Raw genomic sequence first — 21,710 nt, forward strand, 5'->3', positions numbered from 1 at the left:
GTAATCTGATTTCATGGCACAGAACACCTCAATTAGCCTCGACGATCACTTCTCGGGCTTCCTGAGCCGAGAGGTCGCCTCGGGGCGCTTCCGGTCCGCCAGCGAGGTCGTCCGCGCGGGCCTACGCCTACTCGAGGATCAGGAGACCCAGCTGGCGGCGCTGCGCCAGGCTCTTGCCGAGGGAGAGGCAAGCGGTCCGGCTCAACCCTTTGACTTCGACGCCTTCATCGCCTCGAAGAAGCAGTGAAGTCCTACCGGCTGACCCCGGCGGCCCGTCGTGATCTCTCGGGGATTTGGGACTTCACCGAGGAGTGCTGGGACGCCGGGCAGGCCGAGCTGTACGTCACCGAGATCCAGGCCGCCATCGAGCGCATCGCCGCGGATCCCTACCGCGGACGCGCCTGCGACGAAATCAGGCCGGGGTACCACCGCTACAGCATCGGCAGCCACCTCGTTTTCTTCACAGTGTCCAGCGACACCGTGGACGTCGTGCGCATCCTGCACCAACGTATGGACCCGACTCGGCACCTCTAGGGACAGCATGATCTGCCCGACCGCTGGGAGCCGAGGGTCCGCCTTGGCCCAGATGAACTGGTGCCCGCCTCGTCCCCGGCTTCGAGGACGAGTGGGGCCAGGCCCGTTCTAGCAGATGGGCAGCCGCGGCCAGTCCCACGTGGCCAGCGCCGATGACGGCCAGGCGCAGCTGGTCGGGTTGTTCAGCGGGTCCCCGGAGGATCAGCGGCCGTCATCCGCCGGGCCACGCCGGTGGCCTGATGCCGACCTCGCGGCTCAGGGCCGAGGGTGGCAAGCGCTGGTTCCCCTGGATATCGACCCGAAGGCTTCCGCAGCCCACACAACGCACATAGAGCACCAGCCCCTCCGAGGTCAGATGCCGCGATTCCACGTGCCACCCATGCTCGTGCCGGGCGGTCAGGTCGTCCTGGAAGGTTAGGGGAAACGTGTGGGGAGAGGTCATGGGGCCATCGTGGTGTAATGGCGTTATGCATCTCAACCCTTACGGCGAATATGCGGTCCTGCTCGCGGCCTCACTGGCCAATGAGTGGCCTGATGACCGCGAGGGCATCGAGGAACGGACCCGGGCCTTCGGGATGACCATGGTCTTCCCGCCCGGACGTGACGACCATTCCGGGACCAGGACGGTGGTGGAGGACTGGCTACGCGTCGTCGATGCGCCGGAAGACGGTGAGCGCGCCCGGTTGCTGAACGAGCAGATGGCGGCGGCTGCGGCATACCCACGCCTGACCGATCACGACGGCGAGGGGTGGCACCTCCACTATCGGGACGATGACGATTCGATGCCTTTCGTCCTGCGCGCTGTCATCAGCGTCGGGACCTCGCTGCACCTGGCCACGCGGAGGATGCACCGGCTGGGACGGTGTGCCGGCGAGCCCTGCCGCAACGTCGTCGTCGATGTCACCCGCAACGGCCGCCAGCGGTACTGCTCAGTGCGATGTGCGAACCGAGCCGCCGTCCGTCGGCACCGGGCCCGCCCGACCGCACCGGCGTCTTGACTGAGATGCCGACCTTCTGACCATGACATTGGAGAGTAGCCGGATCAGTCCCGGATCCGGGTCAAGAGCTTCTGGACGCGGGTATCGATGTCATCAACGATGGCCCGCACGCCATCGAGGTTCTCGATGGCAGGGTCATGGATTTCCCAGTCCAGGTAGCGCTTGCCGGGGTAGACGGGGCAGGCGTCTCCGCAGCCCATGGTGATGACGTAGTCAGATGCCCGGACGACGTCGTCTGTCAGCGGCTTGGGGTAGGCCTCGGATAGGTCTATTCTCCGTTCGGCCAGCGCCTCCACGACGAGGGGATGGACCTCCGACTGAGGCAGAGATCCGGCGGAGCGGACCTCGACCTCGTTTCCGGCGTGGTGGGACAGCAGGGCCGCGGCGATCTGGGAACGACCGATGTTGTGCACACAGACGAACAGCACCTGCGGGACAGGGGAGTCGATCTTGCCCTCGGCCTGGGCCAGGGCCCGGAGACGGCTGTCTGCGAAATGCGTGGCGGTGGAGGCCAGATGGGTGCGCACCTTCGCTGTGCGGGACAGCGTGGTGTAGGACTCGAAGACGTAGCGTTCAATGGTTTCCGGAGAGAACATCCCGGTGTAACTTTCAGCCAGATGATCGGCGGTGCGTTGGAGGACATGGGTGTCCATGGTCTCGGCGGGCTGGGTCATGACTACTCCTTCAGGTGGCGAGGGTGGCACTCAACAGCAGGCGGACACTCGGGCAGTGCTCGGTGTAGTACCAAGGGTGATTGGTTGGGGCGCGGCGCAGCAGGCATCGGCCGGTTCCGGCTTGTCGGATGGGGCGCAACAACCCTTGTCGGAAATGTCCGAGTTGTCGGAGTTGTCGGCATGGTCGGCCGGCCCGGCGGCGGGCAGGTCGCAGGATCCGCCCAGGTCGGTGGAGCAGACCCCGGTCTCGGGCAGGTCCAGCCGCACGGCGTCGGCGGCGGCTTGGTCCCCGGCCAGGGAGGCGGCGATGGAACGGACTTGTTCGTAGCCGGTGGCCATCAGGAAGGTCGGGGCCCGCCCGTAGCTCTTCATGCCCGCGATGTAGAAACCCGGCTCGGGGTGGGCGAGCATCCGCTCCCCGTGCGGGGCCACGGAACCGCAGGAGTGGAACTCCGGATCGATCAGCGGGCCGAGCTGGCGGGGTGCATCCACGGCCGGGTCCAACTCCAGGCGGAGTTCGGACAGGATGCCGAGGTCCGGGCGGAACCCGGTGGCCGGGACCACCAGATCCACGGCCAAGGTCTGCTCGCCGGTCGGAGTAGAGGCATGTACGGAGAGTCCATGCACTGTGGCAGTGAAGCTGGTGATGGTGAAAGAGGTGTGGACCTCGATGATCCCGGAATCCACCAGGCGGCGCAGCCGGGTGCCCAGCGCGCCGCGGGCGGCCAGCTCGTCGCGGTCTTCGCCGCCGTAGACGCTGGAGACGTCGGCCGAGCGCACGGCCCACGAGATCCGGGTATCCGGCTCGTCCTCGGCCAGGGATCCAAGCTCGAGCAGGGTGTTGGCGGCCGAGTGACCGGCACCGACAACCAGCGCATGCCTACCGGCGAACCGGGCCCGATCCCGACCGGTGACGTCCGGCAACGCGGCAGTGATGCGCCCGGCCGCGATCGCCTCGGCCTCGCCAGGGGCGGGCAGTCCGGACTGGCCCAGGGGGTTGGGCCGGGTCCAGGTGCCGGAGGCGTCGATCACCGAGGAGGCCTGGATATCCTCCATGGTGCCGTCGGTGTGTCGGGTCCGGACCAGGAACGGGGCTTCGGCCCGGCCGGCGGTGCGGGTCTTGTCCATCCCGGCCCGGGTCACGGCGATGACCCGGGTGCCGGTGCACAGGTGTTCGGCCATGACCGTGGTGGTGGCCAAAGGCTCCAGGTATTGCTCGACCAGTTCGGTGCCGGTGGGCAGAGCCTGGGCCTCGGGTTCGGTCCAGCCTGAGGGCTCCAAAAGACGTTTGGCGGCGGAATCGATGTTGTATTGCCAGGGTGAGAACAGGCGGGTGTGACCCCAGGCGCGGATGGAGGCGCCAGCGCCAGGCCCTGCCTCGAGGATCCGTGGGGTCAGGCCCCGTTCGAGCAGGTGCGCGGCGGTGGCCAGCCCGACGGGTCCGGCTCCGATGACCACGACGGGCAGGTCCTGCGCCCGGGTAGGTGGAGGCGTGGTGTTGGAAACGGCCTCAATCATGGGGGTGTTCCTCAATTGTTCGGTGTGGACGGGTCGGAGGGGCCGGGCACCAACTCCGTGATGAGCTGCTGGATTCGAGCCTTGATGTCGTCGCGGATGGGGCGCACGCCCTCGATGCCCTGACCGGCCGGGTCTTCGAGCTTCCAGTCCTCATAGCGCTTGCCGGGGAAGAACGGACAGGCGTCTCCGCACCCCATGGTGATGACCACGTCCGAGTCCTTCACGGCCTGCTCGGAGAGCACCTTGGGCTGGTTCGCGCTGATGTCGATGCCTTCCTCGGCCATCGCCTCCACAGCCGCCGGATTGACCGAATCGGCCGGTGCCGAGCCCGCGGAGCGGACCTCGATCCGGCCCTCGGCCAGGTGGGACAGGTAGGCAGCGGCCATCTGGGAGCGGCCGGCGTTATGCACACAGACGAACAGCACCGACGGTCGACCTGTGGCTTCCTCGGTGGTTTCAGTGGTGGTCTCTGCGGTCATCGGGCGATCCATATCTGTCGGCGAGTGCGGGCGTCGGTGTATCAGGAGGCAGTGGTGTCGGTGGTGTCGGTGAGCTCGGCCAGCAGTGCCTTGACCCGTGCGTCGATGTCGTCGCGAACCAGGCGCATCCGCTCGGCTCCCTCGATGCCACGGGCAGAGGGCTCGTCGGTGTGCCAGGTCTCGATGGTGCCGGCCATTCCTTCGACCGGCTCGACTTTGGCCTCTCCGCCGAGGACGACCACCCGGTCCACGCGGGCTAGCAGGTCCGGATCAATGGGCTTGGGGCGCCCGGCGGACATGTCTGCCCCGGCTTCGGCGATGACCTCGGCCGAAAGCGCGTTGATGTTCTCTCCCGGCTTGGTCCCCGCGGAATGGACCTCAACGGCGCCAGCGGCCTGGTGCTCCATCAACGCCGCGGCCATCTGGGACTTGCCGCCGTTCTTGGCACAGACGAACAGCACAGACGGACGGGATGAGGATCGTGGCTCGGTGGTCATCTCTACGGGTCTCCTGTCGGGGGTGACGGTTCAGGCTTGGGTCGCGGAGTCGGTCTCAGCGCGAGCGGGGACGGTGGGGTCGCCAGGGAAGAGCTTGCGGCCGGCCCAGAGGCAGACGTAGATGAGACCGACGAGCACCGGCACCTCGATCAGGGGTCCTACGACGCCGGCCAGGGCTTGGCCGGAGGTGACGCCGAAGGTGCCGATGGCCACGGCGATGGCGAGCTCGAAGTTGTTGCCGGCGGCGGTGAAGGCAACGGTGGTGGACTTGGCGTAGTTCAGCCCGACGGCCTTGGAAGCGATGAGGCTGATACCGAACATGAGCACGAAGTAGGCCAGCAGGGGCAGGGCGATCCGGGCGACATCCCACGGGTTGGTGGTGATGGCCTCACCCTGCAGGGCGAACAGCAGCACGATGGTGAACAACAGTCCGTAGAGGGCCCAGGGGCCGATGCGGGGCAGGAAGCGGTTCTCGTACCAGTCCCGGCCCTTGGCCTTCTCGCCGAAGTGACGGGTGAGGAACCCGGCCACCAGAGGAATGCCCAGGAATACCAGGACGCTGAGCACGATCGACCAGACGGAGAAGTCGGCCGACGTGGTCGGCAACCCCAGCCAGGACGGGAGCACCTGGAGGTAGAACCAGCCCAGGGCACCGAAGGCGAAGACCTGGAAGACGGAGTTGATGGCCACCAGTACCGCGGCGGCCTCCCGGTCCCCGCAGGCCAGGTCGTTCCAGATGAAGACCATCGCGATGCAGCGCGCCAGGCCGACGATGATCAGGCCGGTGCGGTACTCGGGCAGGTCCGGCAGGAGCATCCAGGCCAGGGCGAACATCAGGGCCGGGCCGACGATCCAGTTCAATGCCAAGGAGGTGATCATGAGCCGCTTGTCCCCGGCGACGCGGTGGGTCTCGTCATAGCGGACCTTGGCCAGCACCGGGTACATCATCACGAGCAGGCCGATGGCGATCGGCAGGGACACCTCGCCGATCTTCACCGCTTCCAGGGCGGTGTTCAGTCCAGGGATGAAGCGGCCCAGGGCCAGTCCGACGACCATGGCCAACAAGATCCAGGCCGGCAGCCAACGGTCGAGGAAGGACATCTCCTTCATGACCGGCTGGTGCGGTGCGGGGGCGGTGGTGGTGCTCATGCAGGCCCATCTCTCGTATCGATAACCATCGATGGGAACACTACTGGTCATATCGATGAGCGTCAATGTAAGATGGCGTGATGGTTCCGACAGCTACCCCGACCGCCATGGACGCCACCGCCACCATTGAACTCCATAGCGCAGCCTCCGGTGCATCCGAGTGCTGCTCCCTCGGTGTTGGTCCGATTGGTGCCGATGAGGCGCAGCGCTCAGCGGGCATGTTCAAGGCTCTGGCTGACCCCATGCGCCTGCGCCTGTTGTCCCACGTGGCCGCGCAAGGGTGCGAGGCGGTCTGTGCCTGTGACCTCACCGAGGATCTGGGCATCAGCCAGTCCACCGTCAGTCACCACATGAAGAAGCTGGTCGACACCGGCCTGCTCGCCCGGGAGCAACGCGGCAAGTGGGCGCACTACACGGTGGTGCCGGAAGCGTTCGCCGCCCTGCGTGGCCTGCTCGAGATCGGCTGACCGACCCGGCGTCCTCAGGACGGATTGGGCGCGGTTTCTCCATGCGTCACTGCTGGGATGCGCCGGTAGAGTTACCGGGTCGACTCGGTGGGCAATCCTGTCAATGATCTTGCCCAGTCTGGTGCGGTGGTCGATATTGTGGGAAGGCGGAGTGGTGGAGCACGAGCAGGATACGGACACGATGCAGATCGGCGAGGTCGCTGAGCGCACCCAACTGTCGCTGCGCACGATCCGGCACTATGACCAAGTGGGGCTCGTCCCGCCGTCTGGCCGGAGCCAGGGCGGGTTTCGTCTCTATACCGCCCGCGATGTCGAGCGGCTGAATCACGTCCGGCGCATCACCCCACTGGGCTTCAGTCTGGAGGAGACGGCTGAGATCCTCACTCTCTTGGAGGAGGAGGCATCGTCGGCGGGGGCCGAGGAGTACTTGGAGCGTGCCCAGCTCGGCCGGGAGAAGCTGGCTCGCAAGCTGCGCCAGGCCGACGAGCTGATTCGCGAATTGCAGGAGCGCTTGCCGGGCTGACGGCAGGGCGCCGGAGTCGGTATGTGGTGCCCCTTGCCTTTCCTGGTGCGAACCGTCCAGGGCTCTGCGCCTCACCCTACCCTGACGTTAGGGTAGTGTTCCGGGTATCCCTTCCCGCTGATTCCTTGAGCGCCTCCATCCTGCGCGTGGAGGTGGCAGATTCCCGGGCCGGTGTCCTTCTCGTTCCCGATTTGATGGGAGACCCGCGTGTCCACCACGATTCACTCCGCCCCGCCAGCGGACATCACCCCCGAGCAGCGCCAATCGGTGCTGCGGACCCTGAAGTCGCCCCGCAGGCTCAAGACCGAGGTGCTGGCGGGGCTGATCGTGGCCCTGGCCCTGATCCCCGAGGCCATTGCGTTCTCCCTGATCGCCGGAGTGGATCCCGAGGTGGGGTTGTTCGCGGCGGCCACCATGGCGGTGTCCATCGCCTTCCTGGGTGGGCGCCCGGCGATGATCTCGGCGGCCACGGCCGCTACCGCCCTGGTGATAGCGCCACTGGTGGCCTCCCACGGGCTGGACTACATGATTGCCGCCGTCATCCTCGCTGGTGTCTTCCAGGTGATCCTGGGCGTACTGGGCGTGGGCAAGCTGATGCGCTTCATTCCCCGCTCGGTCATGATCGGCTTCGTCAACGCCTTGGCCATCCTGATCTTCACGTCCCAACTGCCGGACCTCATCGGGGTGCCCTGGCTGGTCTACCCCCTGACCGCCCTCGGACTCGCCATCATCTACCTCCTGCCGCGGATCACCACCGTGGTGCCGGCACCTCTGGTGTCCATCATCGTGGTCACGGCCATCGCAGTGGTCCTCGCGTTGAACGTTCCCACCGTCGGGGACAAGGGGGAGCTGCCGGAGGCCCTGCCCACCCTGTTCATCCCCGAGGTGCCGCTGACCGTGGAGACCTTCCAGATCATCGCCCCCTACGCTATGGGCATGGCTCTCGTGGGGCTGCTGGAGTCCTTGATGACCGCCAAGCTGGTCGATGACATCACCGACACCCGCTCGTCCAAGGTCCGTGAGTCTTGGGGACAGGGGGCCGCGAACATCATCAGCGGCTTCTTCGGCGGGATGGGCGGCTGCGCAATGGTCGGTCAGACCATGATCAACGTCAAGGCCTCCGGGGCGCGCACCCGGATCTCGACCTTCCTGGCTGGGGTCCTCGTGTTGGTGCTGGCAGTATCCCTGGGCGAGGTGGTCGCGCTGGTCCCGATGGCCGCCCTCGTCGCCGTGATGATCTTCGTGTCCATCGCCACCTTCGACTGGCACTCCATCCGCCCCTCGACCCTCAAGATGATGCCGAAGTCTGAGACCGCCGTCATGCTCGTCACCGTGATTGCCACAGTGAGCACCCACAACCTAGCCGTCGGCGTCGGCCTCGGAGTGCTGACCGCCATGGTCCTCTTCGCCCGCCGGGTCGCTCATTTCGCCACCGTCACCCGCACCCTCGCCGGTGAGGGAGACGAGTCCGTGGCTCGGTACACGGTCAACGGAGAGCTGTTCTGGGCGTCCTCCAATGACCTGTACACCCAGTTCAGTTACGCGGAGGATCCCCAGGACGTCATCATCGACTTCTCCGGCTCACACCTGTGGGATGCCTCGACCATCGCCGCCCTGGACTCCGTCGAGGAGAAGTACCGCCATTACGGCAAGGATGTGGAGATCACGGGGCTGAACGTCGCCAGTCGAGCGATGCGCGCCCGGATGTCCGGCCGACTCGGCACCGGGCGCTGACGTCCTCGGGTGGCTCTGGGTTCGAACCGCCAGGAGGTGATCCCGCACCTGGCGGACAGTCTGTGCGGCCTGGCTCGCGCTGTCACCACACGCGCGATGCTGCTTGACTGTCGGGGGGAGTGGTTCAGGACGCTGACCGTTCGACGACGGCGATGACGTCAAGGAATTCAGGATTGAGCTCGTGCTCGTCCAGGCGCAGTACTCGCCACTGCGAAGCATGCAATTGCTCCAGCTGGCGGCGATGGTCAGCAAGACTGTCCCGGACGACCTCCGCAGGTGGACCGTGCGGACTGTCCGGGGCATGTCCGATCCACACCAGCCGACCTCCCGGTGCCAGCCAATGCGCGCTGTCGGTCAACAGGGCCAGGCCGACATGGAGATAGGCGGCCACGATGACGTCGAATCCTGTGGCCTCACCAGGCTTCCAGGAAGAGACATCGGCCGCAACCGGTGTGACCTTGTCGGCGACACCACGCTCCCTGGCCATCTGCTGGACCAGATCGTGAGCTGAGGAAGCGAAATCCACGGCGGTGACGTGCATTCCAAGTCCGGCCAGGGCCAACGCATGCCGTCCGGCGCCGGAGCCGAGGTCAGCGGCTCGCAGATTCCCTGCCGAGCCGCCTGAGGACACCGCCCGGGCGATGACCGCCTCGGCCTGTCCCACGACCACTGGATGGGGCGCCACGCCCTCAGGCGTGTGTTGGTCCCGGTTCCGATAGCGTGATTCCCACATCTCCTGGTTGCTCATACGGTCATTCTCACCATGGGCATCGGGGACACCATCGGCTGAGGTATTCAGCGGGGGAGTCAAGACTGCTGGGCGCCCTGTCGGGCGACCTCGGCGTGGGCCTCGGTCATGTCCAGATCCTTCACCGCGATGATGACCTGCTCGAGCCCGGCCGCCGGCAGCGCACCGGGCTGGGAGTAGACGAGAACGCCTTCGCGGAAGGCCATCAGGGTGGGGATGGAACTGATACTGGCCGCAGCCGCCAGCGACTGTTCGGCCTCGGTGTCCACCTTGGCGAACACCACGTCCCCGTGCTGCTCCGAGGCGGCCTCATAGGTGGGGGCGAAGTTGCGGCAGGGCCCGCACCAAGAGGCCCAGAAGTCCACCAGCACGATGTCGTTGCCGTCGATGGTGGGCTTAAAGTCCTGTTCGGTGATGTCGAGGGTGGCCATGGTTTCTCCTTGGTGTCGTGTGTCAGGTTGGATGTGTGCCTCAGGCGGTCATGCGGGAGTCGGCTGAGAGGCCAGCTCAGGCCAGCTCACGCCAGCTCAGGCCAGTTCAGGACAGGGAGAGGAAGAGCTTCTCCAGTTCCTCCACGCTCAGGCCGTCCTCGTCCTGCTCGGCGGCCTCGGGGTCGTCGATGCAGTACTTCATGGCACTGGAGATAATGGCGAACCCGGCGCGGTCCAGGGCGGTGGAGACCGCGGACAGCTGGGTGACCACGTCCCGGCAGGAGCCGCCGGACTCGACGGCGTTGATCACCGCGTCCAGTTGGCCGCGGGCTCGCTTGAGGCGGTTGAGGATCTTGCGTTGGGTCTGGGGGTCGGCGGTGTTCATGAGGTGCTCACTTTCGTGGGTGCTGTGGTGGGAGCGTGCCGGTGGTGGCGGTCAGGGGGCCGTCCGGCGCAGCGCCCCGGGGCAGGGGATGGACGGTATCCGGCACAACACGACGGCGGCCAGCGCCAGTGCCGCTGCGAACCCCACCACGGTAGCGGCCACGGCGGGCAGCTCCTGGACCAGGACGAGAACGCCCATGGCGAGGACGAGGTACCCGAACCAGCGGCGCAATCGCGCTTCCGAGAGCCGGTGCTGCAGTGTGGCCCCCGCGAAGGACCCGGCCACGGCGACGGCGGTCAGGACCAGCACCAGCGGCCAGTCCAGTGCCGTGGTGGTCAGGTGTCCGGCGAGGCCGGCGGCGGAGTTCAAGGCGATCACGAGCAGGGAGGTGCCCACTGCCACGGACATCGGCAGTCCGCCGAGCAGCGCCAGCGCCGGGACCAGCAGGAACCCGCCCCCGGCACCGAGCAGGCCGGTCACCAGGCCGACCGCCAGGCCCGCGAGGACGGCCTTGACGAGGGGCAGATCGCCGGTGTGGGGCGATGTCGCCGTCCGGCGGCGGCGCAGCATGGCCCCGGCCGCCGCGAGCATGGTCAGCGCGAAGGCCACCATGAGGACCTGGCCGGGGAGGAACCTTCCGAGGAGCCCACCGGCAAAGGCCCCGGCCATTCCGGCGGCCCCCACGACCAGGCCGGTACTCCAACGGACCCGCTGATGCCGGGCGTGGTTGAGGGCACCGACCGCCGAGGTCACCCCGACGATCACCAGCGAGGAGGTGATGGCCTCCCGGGGTTCCATTCCTGCCGCGTAGGTGAGGATCGGGACCATCAGAATGGACCCGCCTCCTCCGAGCAGCCCGAGAGACAGCCCAACGGCGATGGTCAAGGCAACCGTGAAGATCAGCTGCAGGTCCATGTCGGGCTCCTCAGGGTAATCGGTCGCATCGGGACGGTTGGTCTCAGCGGTCCTGCAGGGCGGTGGGGACCTGGTCGAAGAATGAGGTCAGGGACGGGTCGGCCTCAACGCGATTCCACGGCATGCGCGAAAGCGCCGCGGCCATGGCGCACGAGTCGCTTAGGGCCGAGTAGGCCAGGCCGGCGCCGATGGCTCCGGCCAGCAGGCCCAGGCGGCGGTGCACCAGCTGTCCTGCCAGCGTGCCGGCCAGGACCAGGGAGCCCGCCGCCATGCGGACCTGGCGGTCCATCGCCCACCGGTTGCCCTGGCGCACCACGTCCCCGCCGGCGGCCTGGTAGGCGGTGATGCCGCCGTCGAGCACCTCGGCGGTGGCGAAGCCGGTCGCGTCCAGCTTCTGGTGGGCTTGGGCGGCGCGGGCACCGGACTGGCAGACCAGCACGATGTGTCCGGCCAATCGATCGGCCAGGTGGCCGGTGTGCGTGGTGAGTAGGTCCAGCGGCACATTGTGGGAGCCGCGGATGTGCACGGAGTCGAACTCGCCAGGGGTACGCACGTCCAGGATCATCGGTGCCTCTTCTGCGGCGAGCCGGCGGCGCAGCTCGTCCGGGGTGACTGAGCGGTGCTTGGCTTCTGTCGTGGCGGTGGCGGTGGCGGTCATCGGGCGGCTCCTGTGATCTCGTTCTGGGGGGTGTCCTGCTGGGCTGCCCACGCGGACCAGCCGGCGTAGCTGCCCTCGAGCTCGATGACGTCATAACCGGTCCGGCGCAGGGTGGCGGCGGCCACTGCATTGCGGAGCCCGGACTGGCAGTAGGTCACCAGCGGCCCGGCGTCCTTCGCGGGCAGCTGATCTTGGTGGAAGAGCACTTTGCCGGCGTTGAGCTGGGCGGATCCGGGGACGTGGCCGTCGGCGTGCTCGGTGCGGTTGCGCACGTCCAGCAGCACGGCGGCGTCGTTCTGGGCCAGGAATGCGCCCAGCTCGCTCGGGGCGATCGTCGGCGGAACCAAGGTGGGCAGGCCTTGCAGGGTCGGGGTGTAGCCGATGAGGGCATCCACGCCAACGCGGACGAAGTGGTCGGCGTACGCCGCAGCGGTCTGCGCGTCCTGGGCCAGCACGACGAGGTCGGCGTCATCGGTGTCCGGATCGAAGGCCCAGCCGATGTGGGTGGCGGCCTTGCCCAGTGACGGGATAGCCAGGGCCCCGGGAACGGTTCCGGCGTGGACCTGGTCCACCGGACGGGTGTCCACCAGAGCCAAGGTGCCCTCGGACAGACCCCGGGCCAGCGCGTCCGTGCTGACGGCACGAGGGGCCGGGCGTTCTCCGAGCAGGGCTGGACCCTGCCTGTTCTGGCGTTTCATGCGGGCGAAATAGGCGTGAGCGTCGGGCTGTCCGGAGAGCAGCTCGTCGACGAAGCCCTGCTCGTCATCGTTGGCCAGATATGTGGCCCACCAGGCGAACCGGCGCTCATAGCCGACGGTGGTGGAGGGCAGCGCGCCGAGGGCCTTGCCGCAGGCCGAACCGGCTCCGTGCCCGGGGTGGATCTGCACGTGGTCAGGCAGGGTCAGGAAGACGTTCCTGAGGGAGGCGAACAGCTGCTTCGCCCCGGCGAATCGGGTGTCCTGGAACCCTGCGGCCTCGTCCAGCAGGTCTGGGCGGCCCACGTCACCGGAGAACACGAAGTCCCCGGTGAGGAAGTAGCCGGGTTCGTCGGTGAAGGCCCCGTCGGTGATCAGGTAGGACAGGTGCTCAGGGGTGTGGCCGGGGGTGTGGCGGGCTGTGAGGGTGATGTTTCCCAGGGTGATGGTGTCACCCTCGTGCAGTCGCTCGGCCTCGAAGCCGTAGGTCCAGTCGTCGCCGCCCTCGCCCGAGACATAGGAGGTGGCCCCGGTGGCGGCGGCCAGCTCGCGGGTGCCGGAGAGGAAATCGGCGTGGATGTGGGTCTCGGCAACCACGGTGATCCGCATCCCGTGGTGGGCAGCCAGGTCCAGGTACTGCTGGACGTCGCGGCGGGGGTCGACGACGAGGGCCTCGCCAGTGGCCTGACAGCCGATGAGGTAGCTGGCCTGGGCCAGGTCCTCGTCATAGATGCGTTCGAGAAGCATGGATCCTCCTGCAGGTCGAAATGGAAGTCGGGTCCGGTGGAGTGGGGTGCCCCCAATGTATCAGATACCCCAGGGGGTATTTGAGAAATTGCTGACAGGGCCGGAGCAAGGGGTCCCATCAGTCGATGGCCGGCCGCGGAGCTCCGTCAGGGAGTCACATCGTTCCTGGCGTTGTGCGCGCTGGGGGTAGAGCCGTCGCTGGTGAGCGTGTCGCCCTCCGGAGCCTCAGCCCGTGAATCTGCGCCGGTAGGAGGTCGGGGTGGTGGCGAAGGCCGCAGTGAAATTCTGGCGGAAGGTGACCGTGCTGCCGAACCCGCACGAGGTGGCGATTCGATCGATGCTCCACCCCGTGGTCTCCAGGAGACGCCGAGCATCATCCAGCCGGCGGTTCAGAATCCATTTGGCGGGACTGGTCCCGGTGGTCTCCCGGAACCGGCGGGCGAAATTGCGCGTGCTCATGTGGGCGCGTTCAGCCATTCCCGCCACGTCAAGCTGCTCGTCCAGATGTGCCAGGGCCCAGTCCATGGCTTCTGCCACCGGGCCGGCGCCCTCGTGCTCGGGCAGCGGCCGATCGATGTACTGGGCCTGGTCGCCTTCCCGGTGAGGGGCGATGACGAGGTGCCGGGCGACGTTGGCCGCAGCGGCTGAGCCCAGCCGCGTGCGCACAATGTGCAGGCAGGCATCCAAGGCAGATGCCGTCCCAGCGGAGGTCAGGACATCCCCGTGGTCGATATACAACGCGGCGTTCTGGACGGGCAGGGCCGGGTAGGCGACGGCGAGGTCGTCGCTGCTGGACCAGTGGGTCACGATCTCGCGTTCGCCCAGTACTCCGCTGGCGGCTACGGGGAAGGCGCCCAGGCAGAGGCCGGCGACGGCGGCGCCGCGATCGTGTGCCTCTCGCACCAGGGTGGCGAGGGAATCACCTACTGGTGGGAGGTCGGCCGGCCAGGAGGGCAGTACCAAGAGGTCGGCCGTCGCGACGGCCTCGGCTCCGGCCAGGTCGTCCAAGAGCACGCCTTCGGCGCTACGGATCGGTGCGCCGTCGTCGCTGAAGACAGTGGTTCGCCAGTCCGTGGCCAGGCCTTGACGCCGGACCTCGCCGAAGACCAGTAGGGGGGCCGCGAGGTGGAAGAGGGTAATCCCGGAAAAGGCGTAGACAACGATGTTCATGGTATTGGCCGAATCCCATCGAAAGGGTGCTGATGTGCCACTCACGATACTCGGTGGAGGTGACGGAGACTGAGACGCAACCGACCAGCCGGCCGCCACAGGCCGCAACACACCTTGGAGGCAAGACCATGACCACACCCCGCCGCGCCCTGATCCTCATCGACGTGCAGAACGACTACTTCGATGCGGAGGGGCCCTTGGCCATCCAGTACCCGTCCCGTGAGGACTCCCTCGCGAACATCCTTTCCACCCTGGAAACGGCCGACCAGACCGGGATGCCCGTGGCCGTGGTGCAGCACGAGTACCCCGCGGGTGCGCCGGTGTTCGCTGCCGGGTCCGAGGGGTGGAAGGTGCACCCCGCTGTGGAGGACGCGGTCGGTCCGGACGCGACGTGGGTGACCAAGTCCCACGCCAGTGTGTTCGCCGGCACCGGCCTGACCGAGTGGATCCGCGAGCAGGAGGTCGACACCATCACCCTCGTGGGTTACATGACGAACAACTGCGTGGTGGGCACGGCGGCTGACAGCGAGCCGTTGGGGCTGGCCGTCGAGGTCCTCTCGGATGCCACGGGTGCCGTCCATCTGGCCAATGAGGCTGGCAGTGTCAGTGCGCAGCAAGTGCACGAGACCCTGATGGTCCTGCTGCACTCGAACTTCGCGGCCGTGGCCACCACGCAAGACTGGGCTACCGCCGTGGCAGGAGGCGCAGTCCTGCCGAAGAGTGATCTCGGTTCGTCGGCTGTTCAGGGCCGAGAGACGCAGGCGCCCGCCAACGCCTGACAACTGCGGCTTCTACTGCTCCACGTCGAGCCCCCTGATCACCCGGGCCACCTCGGCTCGCTGGTCCTCCGTCAGGCCCAGCAGGGGCAGCGGCAGGCTGGACTCCTGCGCCAGTCCCAGCTCCTCTGCCACAGCGGCCATCACCCGGATGCTCCCGCCGTGCCGGGCGAAGAGCTCCCAGAGCGGAGCAAGACGCTGGGACTCCGCCCGTGCCTGATCCGGTGAGCCCTGGCGGACGGTCCGGACGATCCTCAAAGCCGCCTCGGGCAGGGTCCCGGCGATGACCGAGTACCAGGCGTCGCAGCCGGCGAGCAGGCCCTCTGCCGCGTGGGCATCCCCGGAGACACCGATGGTCACCCCAGGCGGAAGGGCGGCGCGGATCTGCTGGACGTGGGCCCGGGCGGCCTCCGGATCTGAGGGTACGCCCGGGATCTTGATGGATGCGATCCCCTCCAGCGCGGCGATTCGCGCGTATAACTCCGTGGTGAAGGTGAAGCGCGTGGTGCCCGGATTGTCGTAGGCGATCACCGGCACGGACGAATGACTCGTCACCGTCCGGAACAACTCGAAGACGTCATCCTCGGTCAGCGGCTGGTAGCTCACCGGCGCCAGCAGCAGTGCCGCGGCGCCGGCCTCCTGCGCCGCCTCGGCATGGGCCAGGACCTGCGAGGTCCGCGTGGCGCCGATGCCCACGAAGACGGGCACGTCCCCGGCATGCGCGACGGCGGAGCGGGCCACCCGGGCGCGTTCGTCCCGGTCCAGGTACGCGTACGATCCCGTGGAGCCGAGGGCGGTGATGGAGTCGACTCCGGCGGCCACCAGGCGCTCGACCAGCCCGATGAAGGCGGGCTCATCCAGTTCGTCGTGGCGGAGGGGAGTGAGGGGAAAAGCACTCAGGCCGGTGAACATCGTCGGGTTCCTGTTCGGCATCTCAGGTCAGCTCCTCAACGGCCACGGTGGCGGCCTCGGCCACGAAGTCGTCCTGGAACTGCCCTTCCGGGTCATCGAGGTTGGTGTAGACGGCCACCACCAGGGGCGCCCCCTCCGCCCGCTCGATGACGGCGAGGTCATTGCGGGTGCCGTGGCCCAGCCCGGCCCCGCTCTTGTTTCCCACCGTCCAGGAAGCGTCCTGCGGCACAGCGGCCCGGATCAGTCCCTCGCTGTTCTCCGAGGCTCGCATGGCCGCCAGCAGCTCGTCCCGCGCCCACGGTTCGAGGGTGTCACCCAGGGTGTACCCGCGCAGGTTCTCCGCGGCCTGGCGCGGCGTCGTGGTATCCCGGGTCTCCCCGGGGGCCCACTCGTTCAGCTCCGGCTCCTCCCGGTCCACGGAGGTGGTCTCGTCCCCGGTGCGGACCACAGCGTCCTGCAGGCCCTCTGGACCGCCGAGCGCATCGAAGAGCAGGTTGCCGGCGGTGTTGTCGCTGTGACTGATCGCGGCCCCGATGATCTGGCCCAGGGTCATTCCCGTCTCCACGTGCTGTTCGGCGATCGGCGAGTTCGCCACCAGGTCCTCGGCGGAGTAGTGGATCCGCTGGTCCAGGTCCGCCGGCTCGCTCTGAGCGAGGACGGCGGCGGCCGAGAACACCTTGTGCGTCGAGGCATAACCGAAACGCTCGTCCGCGCGGTACTGGACCTCCTCACCCGTCCCGGTGTCCACGGCGTAGACACCCACCCGGCCGGAGAAGCGTTCCTCCAGATCGGTCAGGGCCCGGTCCGTGGACGGAGCACTGGAGGCTGCGGGCTCGGCCTCCGCAACAGGGCTGCACCCCGTGAGGAGCAGCGGGGCCAGAAGGATCGGAAGAATGAATGATCTGCGCATCGGTTCAGACCTATCACGACTCTGCGCAACCGCGATGACCGGCGCGCTGTCTGCCCTCAAGCTGCCTACACTCAACGGGAGCCCGAACCACCTCCCGGAAGGGGACCGCCATCTCAGAGCCGACCCGGGCCGTCCCCACCCGCACCAGGCGCCTGCTCCTCGGCGCCGCCGTCCCTCTCACCATCGTCCTCGGGCTGGGTATCCGCACCCTCAGCACGGCAGCCTGGACGGGGCCGGCGGGAGACGCCCTGTATGCCGTGCTGATCTACCTGCTGATCGCCTTGGTGCTGCCGGCCCGGCCCCGGGTCCTCGTGGCCGGACTGGCACTGGCCGGGTGCCTGGCGGTTGAGCTGCTCCAGCTCACCGGTCTCTCGGCGGACCTCGGAGCGCTGTGGCCGCCCCTCCGGCTGGTCCTGGGCACCACGTTCGGGTTCGCGGACCTGGTGGCCTATGCCGGCGGGGTAGCCCTCGCCTACGCCACTGACCGTCTGCTCGGCGTAGGATTCAGCCGTGCCGCACGAACGCCCTGAGAACGCCGACCCCACCGAAGACCTGCACCCGGCCATCCGCGCCGCCGGGTGGCCGCAGCTGGCCTCACGCGTGCCGGGCGTCACGGTGCGTGACGCCCGGGCGGAGGACCATGAGGCGATCGCGCACCTCACGGTGACCTCCTACATCGATGGCGGTCATATCGACCCCGAGGACGAATACATCGCGAACCTCCAGGACGTGGCCACCCGGGCCCGCCAGGCTCGCGTCCTCGTCGGAGAGGTGGAGGCGGCTGCGCTGGCCGGCACCCCGACAGAACGGACAGCGCCCGACGCCGGCCTGACCACCCCCGGCGCGGCGGGCACCGTCATCGCCGGGTCGGTGGTCCTGACACTGCCGGAGATGCCGATGTCCGAGACCGCACGCGAGGGCGAACTGGAGTTCCGGATGCTCGCCGTGGACCCGCGCGTGCAGCGCCGCGGGGTGGCCCGGGCCCTGGTCCGCGCCGCGATCGACCGGGCCGAACAGCTGGAGGGGATCGCCGCCGTCGTGCTGACCACCATGGAGACCATGACCGGGGCGCACCGGCTCTACGAATCGGAGGGATTCGTTCGAGTTCCCGAGCGGGACTGGCGCCTCTCGGACATCGGCCAGGCGCCGACGTCGGGCGAGGACCCCCTGTACTGGGTCTACCGGCGCCCGGTCTGAACCCACCGCTGAACCCAGCGCGGCGGTACTCCGCACTAGACTGGGTGACCGAACCGGTCTCAGGTACATCAGACACGTCAGACCAACACATGTGGAAACCACAGGAGATTCATGTCCGCCATCACCCGTGAGGACGTCGCCCACCTGGCGCGACTGGCCCACATCCGGATGGACGAGAACGAACTGGACAAGATGTCCGGCGAGCTCGCCTTCATCATGGATGCCATCGCCTCGGTCAGCGAAGTCGCCGGCCAGGACGTGCCGCGCACGTCCCACCCGATCCCGCTGCGCAACGTGTTCCGCGAGGACATGCCCTCGGGCATGCTGACCCAGGAACAGGCCCTCGCCATGGCACCGGACGCCGAGGACGGCCAGTTCAAGGTCCCCGCGATTCTGGACGGGGAGTGACCGGCGTGACTGACCTGACTGAACTGTCCGCGAACGAACTCATCAAGCTGACCGCCCTGCAGATGGCCGAGCGGCTGCGCGCCGGCGAGATCACCTCGGTGCAGCTCACCCAGGCCCACCTGGACCGCATCGCCGCGGTGGACGGCCCGGCTGATGGCCAGGGCACCGGCGTGCACGCCTTCCTGCACGTCAACACCGAGGAGGCGCTCGCCGTGGCCGCCGAGGTGGACGCCATCCGCGCTGCCGGCGGCACCGCGGCGCAGGACCTGCATCCGCTGGCCGGCGTCCCCATCGCGGTGAAGGACCTCATCGTCACCATCGGCCAGCCGACCACCGCGGCCTCGAAGATGCTAGAGGGCTGGATGAGCCCCTATGACGCCACCGTGGTGGAGAAGATCCGCGCGGCCAAGTTGCCGATCCTCGGCAAGACCAACCTGGACGAGTTCGCCATGGGTTCCTCCACCGAGCACTCCGCGTTCGGTGACACCCGCAACCCCTGGGATCTGGACCGGACCCCCGGCGGCTCCGGGGGTGGCTCCGCCGCTGCGGTGGCCGCCTACATGGCCCCCCTGGCCCTGGGCACGGACACCGGCGGCTCGATCCGCCAGCCCGGCGCCGTCACCGGCACCGTGGGCGCGAAGCCCACCTACGGCGCGGTGTCCCGCTACGGCGTCATCGCCATGGCCTCCTCCCTGGACCAGGTGGGCCCGGTGACCCGTACCGTCTCCGACGCCGCCGCCCTGCAGGAGCTCATCAGTGGTCACGACCCCAAGGACTCCACCTCCCTGCCCGAGCCCATGGACGGACTGCTCGAGGCCGCCCGCAACGGCGAACTCGCCGGCCTGCGCATCGGCATCATCGCCGAGCTCGAGGGCGAAGGGTTCCAGGAAGGCGTGCTGGCCCGCTTCCAGGAGTCGGTGCAGGTGCTCAAGGACGCCGGGGCAGAGGTCTCCGAGGTCTCCTGCCCGCACCTCGGCTACGCCCTGGGGGCTTACTACCTGATCATGCCCTCGGAGGTCTCCTCCAACCTCGCCAAGTTCGATGGCGTCCGGTTCGGCAACCGCGTGGTCCCGGAGGGAGGCGGCACCATCGAGCAGGTCATGGGTGCCACCCGTGCGGCCGGTTTCGGTGACGAGGTCAAGCGCCGCATCATCCTGGGTACCTACGCCCTCTCTGCGGGCTACTACGACGCCTATTACGGCTCGGCGCAGAAGGTCCGCACCCTGATCCAGCGCGACTTCGCCGCCGCGTTCGAGCAGGTGGACGTGCTGATCTCGCCGACCTCGCCGGTCACCGCCTTCCCGCTCGGGGAGAAGCTGGATGACCCGGTGGCGATGTACAACAACGACATCGCCACCATCCCCGCCAATCTGGCCGGCATCCCCGGTATCTCGGTGCCGGCAGGGCTGTCCGAGGGCCTGCCCGTGGGCATCCAGTTCCTGGCCCCCGCCCGCGGTGACGCCACCATGTACCGCGCCGCCGCCGCACTCGAGTCCCGCCTCGAGGAGGCCTGGGGCACCCCGTTCTGGGCCCAGGCCCCGGATTTGGCCGCCGTGAGTGAGGCCGCACCGGCCGGCGTCGGGAACGCCCCCGCTACCGCAACTGCAGGAGGAGAGAACTGATGGCCGCCGTCACTGACGAGGTGCTCACGTTCGAGGAGGCCATGGCCCAGTACGAGCCCGTGCTCGGCTTCGAGGTCCACGTGGAGCTCAACACCAGGACCAAGATGTTCTCCTCTGCGCCCAACGGCTTCGGGGACGAGCCCAACACCAACGTGACCCCGGTGGACCTCGGCCTGCCGGGTGTGCTGCCCGTGGTCAACGGGACCGCGGTGGAGTACTCCATCAAGCTCGGCCTGGCGCTGAACTGCCAGATCGCGGAAGTCTGCGGCTTCGCCCGGAAGAACTACTTCTACCCGGACACCCCGAAGAACTTCCAGACCTCCCAGTACGATGACCCGATCGCCCACGACGGCTGGCTGGACGTCGAGCTCGAGGACGGCACGGTCTTCCGAGTGGAGATCGAGCGCGCCCACATGGAGGAGGATGCCGGCAAGCTGACCCACCAGGGTGGGCCCTCCGGCCGCATCCAGGACGCCGCCTCCTCGCTGGTGGACTACAACCGCGCTGGCGTGCCGCTGGTGGAGATCGTCACCAAGCCGATCACCGGTGCCGGTGAGCGTGCCGCCGAGCTGGCCAAGGCCTATGTCACCCAGATCCGGGACATCGTCAAGAACCTCGGCATCTCCGACGCCCGGATGGAGCGCGGCAACGTCCGCTGCGACGCCAACGTGTCCCTGATGCCGAAGGGTTCCACCGTGTTCGGCACCCGCACCGAGACGAAGAACGTCAACTCCACCCGGGCCGTGGCCCATGCGGTGACGTTCGAGATCCAGCGCCAGGCCGCCGTGCTGTCCGCCGGCGGATCCATCACGCAGGAGACCCGCCACTGGCAGGAGGGCACCCGCACCACCACCTCCGGCCGTCCCAAGTCGGATGCGGATGACTACCGCTACTTCCCGGAGCCGGACCTCGTGCCGATCCACACGAACACGGAGTGGATCGAGCGCCTGCGCGCCGAGCTGCCGGAGCCGCCGGCCGAGCGCCGTAAGCGCCTGAAGGCGGACTGGGGCTACTCGGACGAGGAGTTCCGGGACGTCGTCAACGCCGGCGTGCTGGATGAGATCGCTGCGACCATCGGGGCTGGCGCCAGTGCCTCCGCGGCCCGCAAATGGTGGATGGGGGAGATCGCCCGTTTGGCCAACCTCGCCGATAAGGACATCGCGGAGCTCGGGGTCACCCCGGCGGACGTAGTCGAAGTCGAGGCGCTGATCGCCGAGAAGACCATCAATGACAAGCTCGCCAAGCAGGTCCTCGGTTTCGTCGCCGACGGCGAGGGCGCCCCGCGCGCCATCGTCGAGGCCCGCTCACTGGCCGTGGTCTCGGATGACGGTGCGCTGAACGCCGCCGTGGAGGCCGCCATCGCCGAGAACCCGGGCGTGGTGGACAAGATCAAGGCCGGCAAGCTGCAGGCGATCGGCGCCCTGATCGGCCCGGTCATGAAGGCCACCCGCGGCCAGGCCGACGCAGCCCGTGTCCGCGAGATCGTGATGGAGCAGTTGGGCGTCAGCGAGTAGCCCACCCGTCAACCTCTGCATCTGCAGGTCAAGAACGCCCCATAATTGT

27 protein-coding genes are annotated in these 21,710 nt (G+C 68.0%); 12 read left to right on the forward strand and 15 right to left on the reverse strand.

Annotated elements, in window-relative coordinates; translation table 11 throughout:
* The first annotated feature begins 13 nt into the window (after positions 1 to 13).
* A complete protein-coding gene (locus tag C8E99_RS01175; RefSeq protein ID WP_115930735.1) occupies positions 14 to 247 on the forward strand; it encodes a type II toxin-antitoxin system ParD family antitoxin in 234 nt (77 codons plus the stop codon).
* Positions 244 to 534 (forward strand): type II toxin-antitoxin system RelE/ParE family toxin, encoded by a 291-nt coding sequence (locus C8E99_RS01180; RefSeq protein WP_115930736.1) that lies wholly within the window; start codon positions 244 to 246, stop codon positions 532 to 534. The genes C8E99_RS01175 and C8E99_RS01180 overlap by 4 nt, the downstream gene beginning before the upstream one ends.
* A 211-nt stretch (positions 535 to 745) precedes the next feature.
* Here C8E99_RS01180 and C8E99_RS01185 read toward each other — a convergent pair whose 3' ends face one another.
* Entirely contained in the window at positions 746 to 976 is a 231-nt protein-coding gene (locus C8E99_RS01185; RefSeq protein WP_115930737.1) for a hypothetical protein, read from the reverse strand.
* A gap of 25 nt (positions 977 to 1,001) precedes the next feature.
* Between C8E99_RS01185 and C8E99_RS01190 the strand changes: the two genes are divergently transcribed.
* Positions 1,002 to 1,532, forward strand: coding sequence for a CGNR zinc finger domain-containing protein (locus C8E99_RS01190; RefSeq protein WP_115930738.1), 531 nt, complete (start codon positions 1,002 to 1,004; stop codon positions 1,530 to 1,532).
* A 44-nt stretch (positions 1,533 to 1,576) separates the two neighbouring features.
* Here C8E99_RS01190 and C8E99_RS01195 read toward each other — a convergent pair whose 3' ends face one another.
* Genes C8E99_RS01195 through arsB form a run of 5 tightly spaced genes read right to left on the reverse strand, consistent with a single transcriptional unit; the run spans position 1,577 to position 5,849 of the window.
* Complete coding sequence (locus tag C8E99_RS01195) at positions 1,577 to 2,206, reverse strand: arsenate reductase ArsC (protein WP_115930739.1); 630 nt, start codon at positions 2,204 to 2,206, stop codon at positions 1,577 to 1,579.
* Between the two features lie 30 nt (positions 2,207 to 2,236).
* A complete protein-coding gene (locus tag C8E99_RS01200; protein WP_115930740.1) occupies positions 2,237 to 3,724 on the reverse strand; it encodes an FAD-dependent oxidoreductase in 1,488 nt (495 codons plus the stop codon).
* Between the two features lie 11 nt (positions 3,725 to 3,735).
* A complete protein-coding gene (locus C8E99_RS01205) occupies positions 3,736 to 4,203 on the reverse strand; it encodes an arsenate reductase ArsC (protein ID WP_115930741.1) in 468 nt (155 codons plus the stop codon).
* Positions 4,204 to 4,244: 41 nt separating this feature from the next.
* The gene (locus tag C8E99_RS01210; protein WP_115930742.1) at positions 4,245 to 4,700 is read right to left on the reverse strand and encodes an arsenate-mycothiol transferase ArsC; all 456 of its coding nucleotides are present in this window, start codon (positions 4,698 to 4,700) and stop codon (positions 4,245 to 4,247) included.
* Positions 4,701 to 4,730: 30 nt separating this feature from the next.
* Positions 4,731 to 5,849, reverse strand: a complete 1,119-nt coding sequence (gene arsB, locus C8E99_RS01215; protein ID WP_115930743.1) for an ACR3 family arsenite efflux transporter — start codon at positions 5,847 to 5,849, stop codon at positions 4,731 to 4,733.
* 80 nt (positions 5,850 to 5,929) lie between these two features.
* On the opposite strand from arsB, the gene C8E99_RS01220 reads away from it, so the two are divergent.
* From C8E99_RS01220 to C8E99_RS01230, 3 genes are all read left to right on the forward strand, one after another.
* The gene (locus tag C8E99_RS01220) at positions 5,930 to 6,316 is read left to right on the forward strand and encodes an ArsR/SmtB family transcription factor (protein WP_425452829.1); all 387 of its coding nucleotides are present in this window, start codon (positions 5,930 to 5,932) and stop codon (positions 6,314 to 6,316) included.
* Positions 6,317 to 6,470: 154 nt separating this feature from the next.
* Positions 6,471 to 6,839 (forward strand): MerR family transcriptional regulator, encoded by a 369-nt coding sequence (locus C8E99_RS01225; protein ID WP_425452830.1) that lies wholly within the window; start codon positions 6,471 to 6,473, stop codon positions 6,837 to 6,839.
* A 207-nt stretch (positions 6,840 to 7,046) separates the two neighbouring features.
* Entirely contained in the window at positions 7,047 to 8,573 is a 1,527-nt protein-coding gene (locus C8E99_RS01230; protein WP_115930746.1) for a SulP family inorganic anion transporter, read from the forward strand.
* 124 nt (positions 8,574 to 8,697) lie between these two features.
* Here C8E99_RS01230 and C8E99_RS01235 read toward each other — a convergent pair whose 3' ends face one another.
* The 7 genes from C8E99_RS01235 to C8E99_RS01265 form a co-directional block, all read right to left on the reverse strand.
* Positions 8,698 to 9,321, reverse strand: a complete 624-nt coding sequence (locus tag C8E99_RS01235) for an SAM-dependent methyltransferase (RefSeq protein WP_115930747.1) — start codon at positions 9,319 to 9,321, stop codon at positions 8,698 to 8,700.
* Between the two features lie 59 nt (positions 9,322 to 9,380).
* Positions 9,381 to 9,752: a thioredoxin gene (gene trxA / locus C8E99_RS01240; RefSeq protein ID WP_115930748.1), complete on the reverse strand. Its 372-nt coding sequence runs from the start codon at positions 9,750 to 9,752 to the stop codon at positions 9,381 to 9,383.
* Between the two features lie 106 nt (positions 9,753 to 9,858).
* Positions 9,859 to 10,137 carry a metal-sensitive transcriptional regulator gene (locus tag C8E99_RS01245; RefSeq protein WP_115930749.1) on the reverse strand — a complete coding sequence of 93 codons (279 nt, stop codon included), beginning with the start codon at positions 10,135 to 10,137 and terminating at the stop codon, positions 9,859 to 9,861.
* A 51-nt stretch (positions 10,138 to 10,188) separates the two neighbouring features.
* Positions 10,189 to 11,052 (reverse strand): sulfite exporter TauE/SafE family protein, encoded by an 864-nt coding sequence (locus C8E99_RS01250; protein ID WP_115930750.1) that lies wholly within the window; start codon positions 11,050 to 11,052, stop codon positions 10,189 to 10,191.
* A gap of 43 nt (positions 11,053 to 11,095) precedes the next feature.
* The gene (locus C8E99_RS01255; RefSeq protein ID WP_115930751.1) at positions 11,096 to 11,710 is read right to left on the reverse strand and encodes a rhodanese-like domain-containing protein; all 615 of its coding nucleotides are present in this window, start codon (positions 11,708 to 11,710) and stop codon (positions 11,096 to 11,098) included.
* Complete coding sequence (locus C8E99_RS01260; RefSeq protein ID WP_115930752.1) at positions 11,707 to 13,152, reverse strand: MBL fold metallo-hydrolase; 1,446 nt, start codon at positions 13,150 to 13,152, stop codon at positions 11,707 to 11,709. The genes C8E99_RS01255 and C8E99_RS01260 overlap by 4 nt, the downstream gene beginning before the upstream one ends.
* Positions 13,153 to 13,377: 225 nt before the next feature.
* Positions 13,378 to 14,322, reverse strand: a complete 945-nt coding sequence (locus tag C8E99_RS01265) for a GlxA family transcriptional regulator (protein WP_115930753.1) — start codon at positions 14,320 to 14,322, stop codon at positions 13,378 to 13,380.
* A gap of 128 nt (positions 14,323 to 14,450) precedes the next feature.
* On the opposite strand from C8E99_RS01265, the gene C8E99_RS01270 reads away from it, so the two are divergent.
* The gene (locus C8E99_RS01270; RefSeq protein ID WP_115930754.1) at positions 14,451 to 15,101 is read left to right on the forward strand and encodes an isochorismatase family protein; all 651 of its coding nucleotides are present in this window, start codon (positions 14,451 to 14,453) and stop codon (positions 15,099 to 15,101) included.
* Between the two features lie 12 nt (positions 15,102 to 15,113).
* Here C8E99_RS01270 and C8E99_RS01275 read toward each other — a convergent pair whose 3' ends face one another.
* Together C8E99_RS01275 and bla are read right to left on the reverse strand one after the other, a co-directional pair.
* Positions 15,114 to 16,010 carry a dihydrodipicolinate synthase family protein gene (locus tag C8E99_RS01275; RefSeq protein WP_115933119.1) on the reverse strand — a complete coding sequence of 299 codons (897 nt, stop codon included), beginning with the start codon at positions 16,008 to 16,010 and terminating at the stop codon, positions 15,114 to 15,116.
* 22 nt (positions 16,011 to 16,032) lie between these two features.
* On the reverse strand, positions 16,033 to 16,920 hold the full coding sequence (gene bla, locus C8E99_RS01280; RefSeq protein WP_115930755.1) for a class A beta-lactamase: 888 nt from the start codon (positions 16,918 to 16,920) through the stop codon (positions 16,033 to 16,035).
* A 200-nt stretch (positions 16,921 to 17,120) separates the two neighbouring features.
* Here bla and C8E99_RS01285 point away from each other — a divergent pair, with 200 nt between their 5' ends.
* From C8E99_RS01285 to gatB, 5 genes are all read left to right on the forward strand, one after another.
* Positions 17,121 to 17,450, forward strand: a complete 330-nt coding sequence (locus tag C8E99_RS01285; protein WP_281269075.1) for a ribosomal maturation YjgA family protein — start codon at positions 17,121 to 17,123, stop codon at positions 17,448 to 17,450.
* A complete protein-coding gene (locus C8E99_RS01290; protein WP_245952018.1) occupies positions 17,431 to 18,117 on the forward strand; it encodes a GNAT family N-acetyltransferase in 687 nt (228 codons plus the stop codon). The genes C8E99_RS01285 and C8E99_RS01290 overlap by 20 nt, the downstream gene beginning before the upstream one ends.
* 111 nt (positions 18,118 to 18,228) lie before the next feature.
* On the forward strand, positions 18,229 to 18,525 hold the full coding sequence (gene gatC, locus C8E99_RS01295; protein WP_115930757.1) for an Asp-tRNA(Asn)/Glu-tRNA(Gln) amidotransferase subunit GatC: 297 nt from the start codon (positions 18,229 to 18,231) through the stop codon (positions 18,523 to 18,525).
* A gap of 62 nt (positions 18,526 to 18,587) precedes the next feature.
* Positions 18,588 to 20,147, forward strand: a complete 1,560-nt coding sequence (gene gatA / locus C8E99_RS01300; RefSeq protein ID WP_425452903.1) for an Asp-tRNA(Asn)/Glu-tRNA(Gln) amidotransferase subunit GatA — start codon at positions 18,588 to 18,590, stop codon at positions 20,145 to 20,147.
* The gene (gene gatB / locus C8E99_RS01305) at positions 20,147 to 21,661 is read left to right on the forward strand and encodes an Asp-tRNA(Asn)/Glu-tRNA(Gln) amidotransferase subunit GatB (protein ID WP_115930758.1); all 1,515 of its coding nucleotides are present in this window, start codon (positions 20,147 to 20,149) and stop codon (positions 21,659 to 21,661) included. Before gatA ends, gatB begins: the two co-directional genes overlap by 1 nt.
* The last annotated feature ends 49 nt before the right edge of the window (positions 21,662 to 21,710 follow it).

This window comes from Citricoccus muralis (assembly GCF_003386075.1).
Lineage (GTDB): Bacteria > Actinomycetota > Actinomycetes > Actinomycetales > Micrococcaceae > Citricoccus > Citricoccus muralis.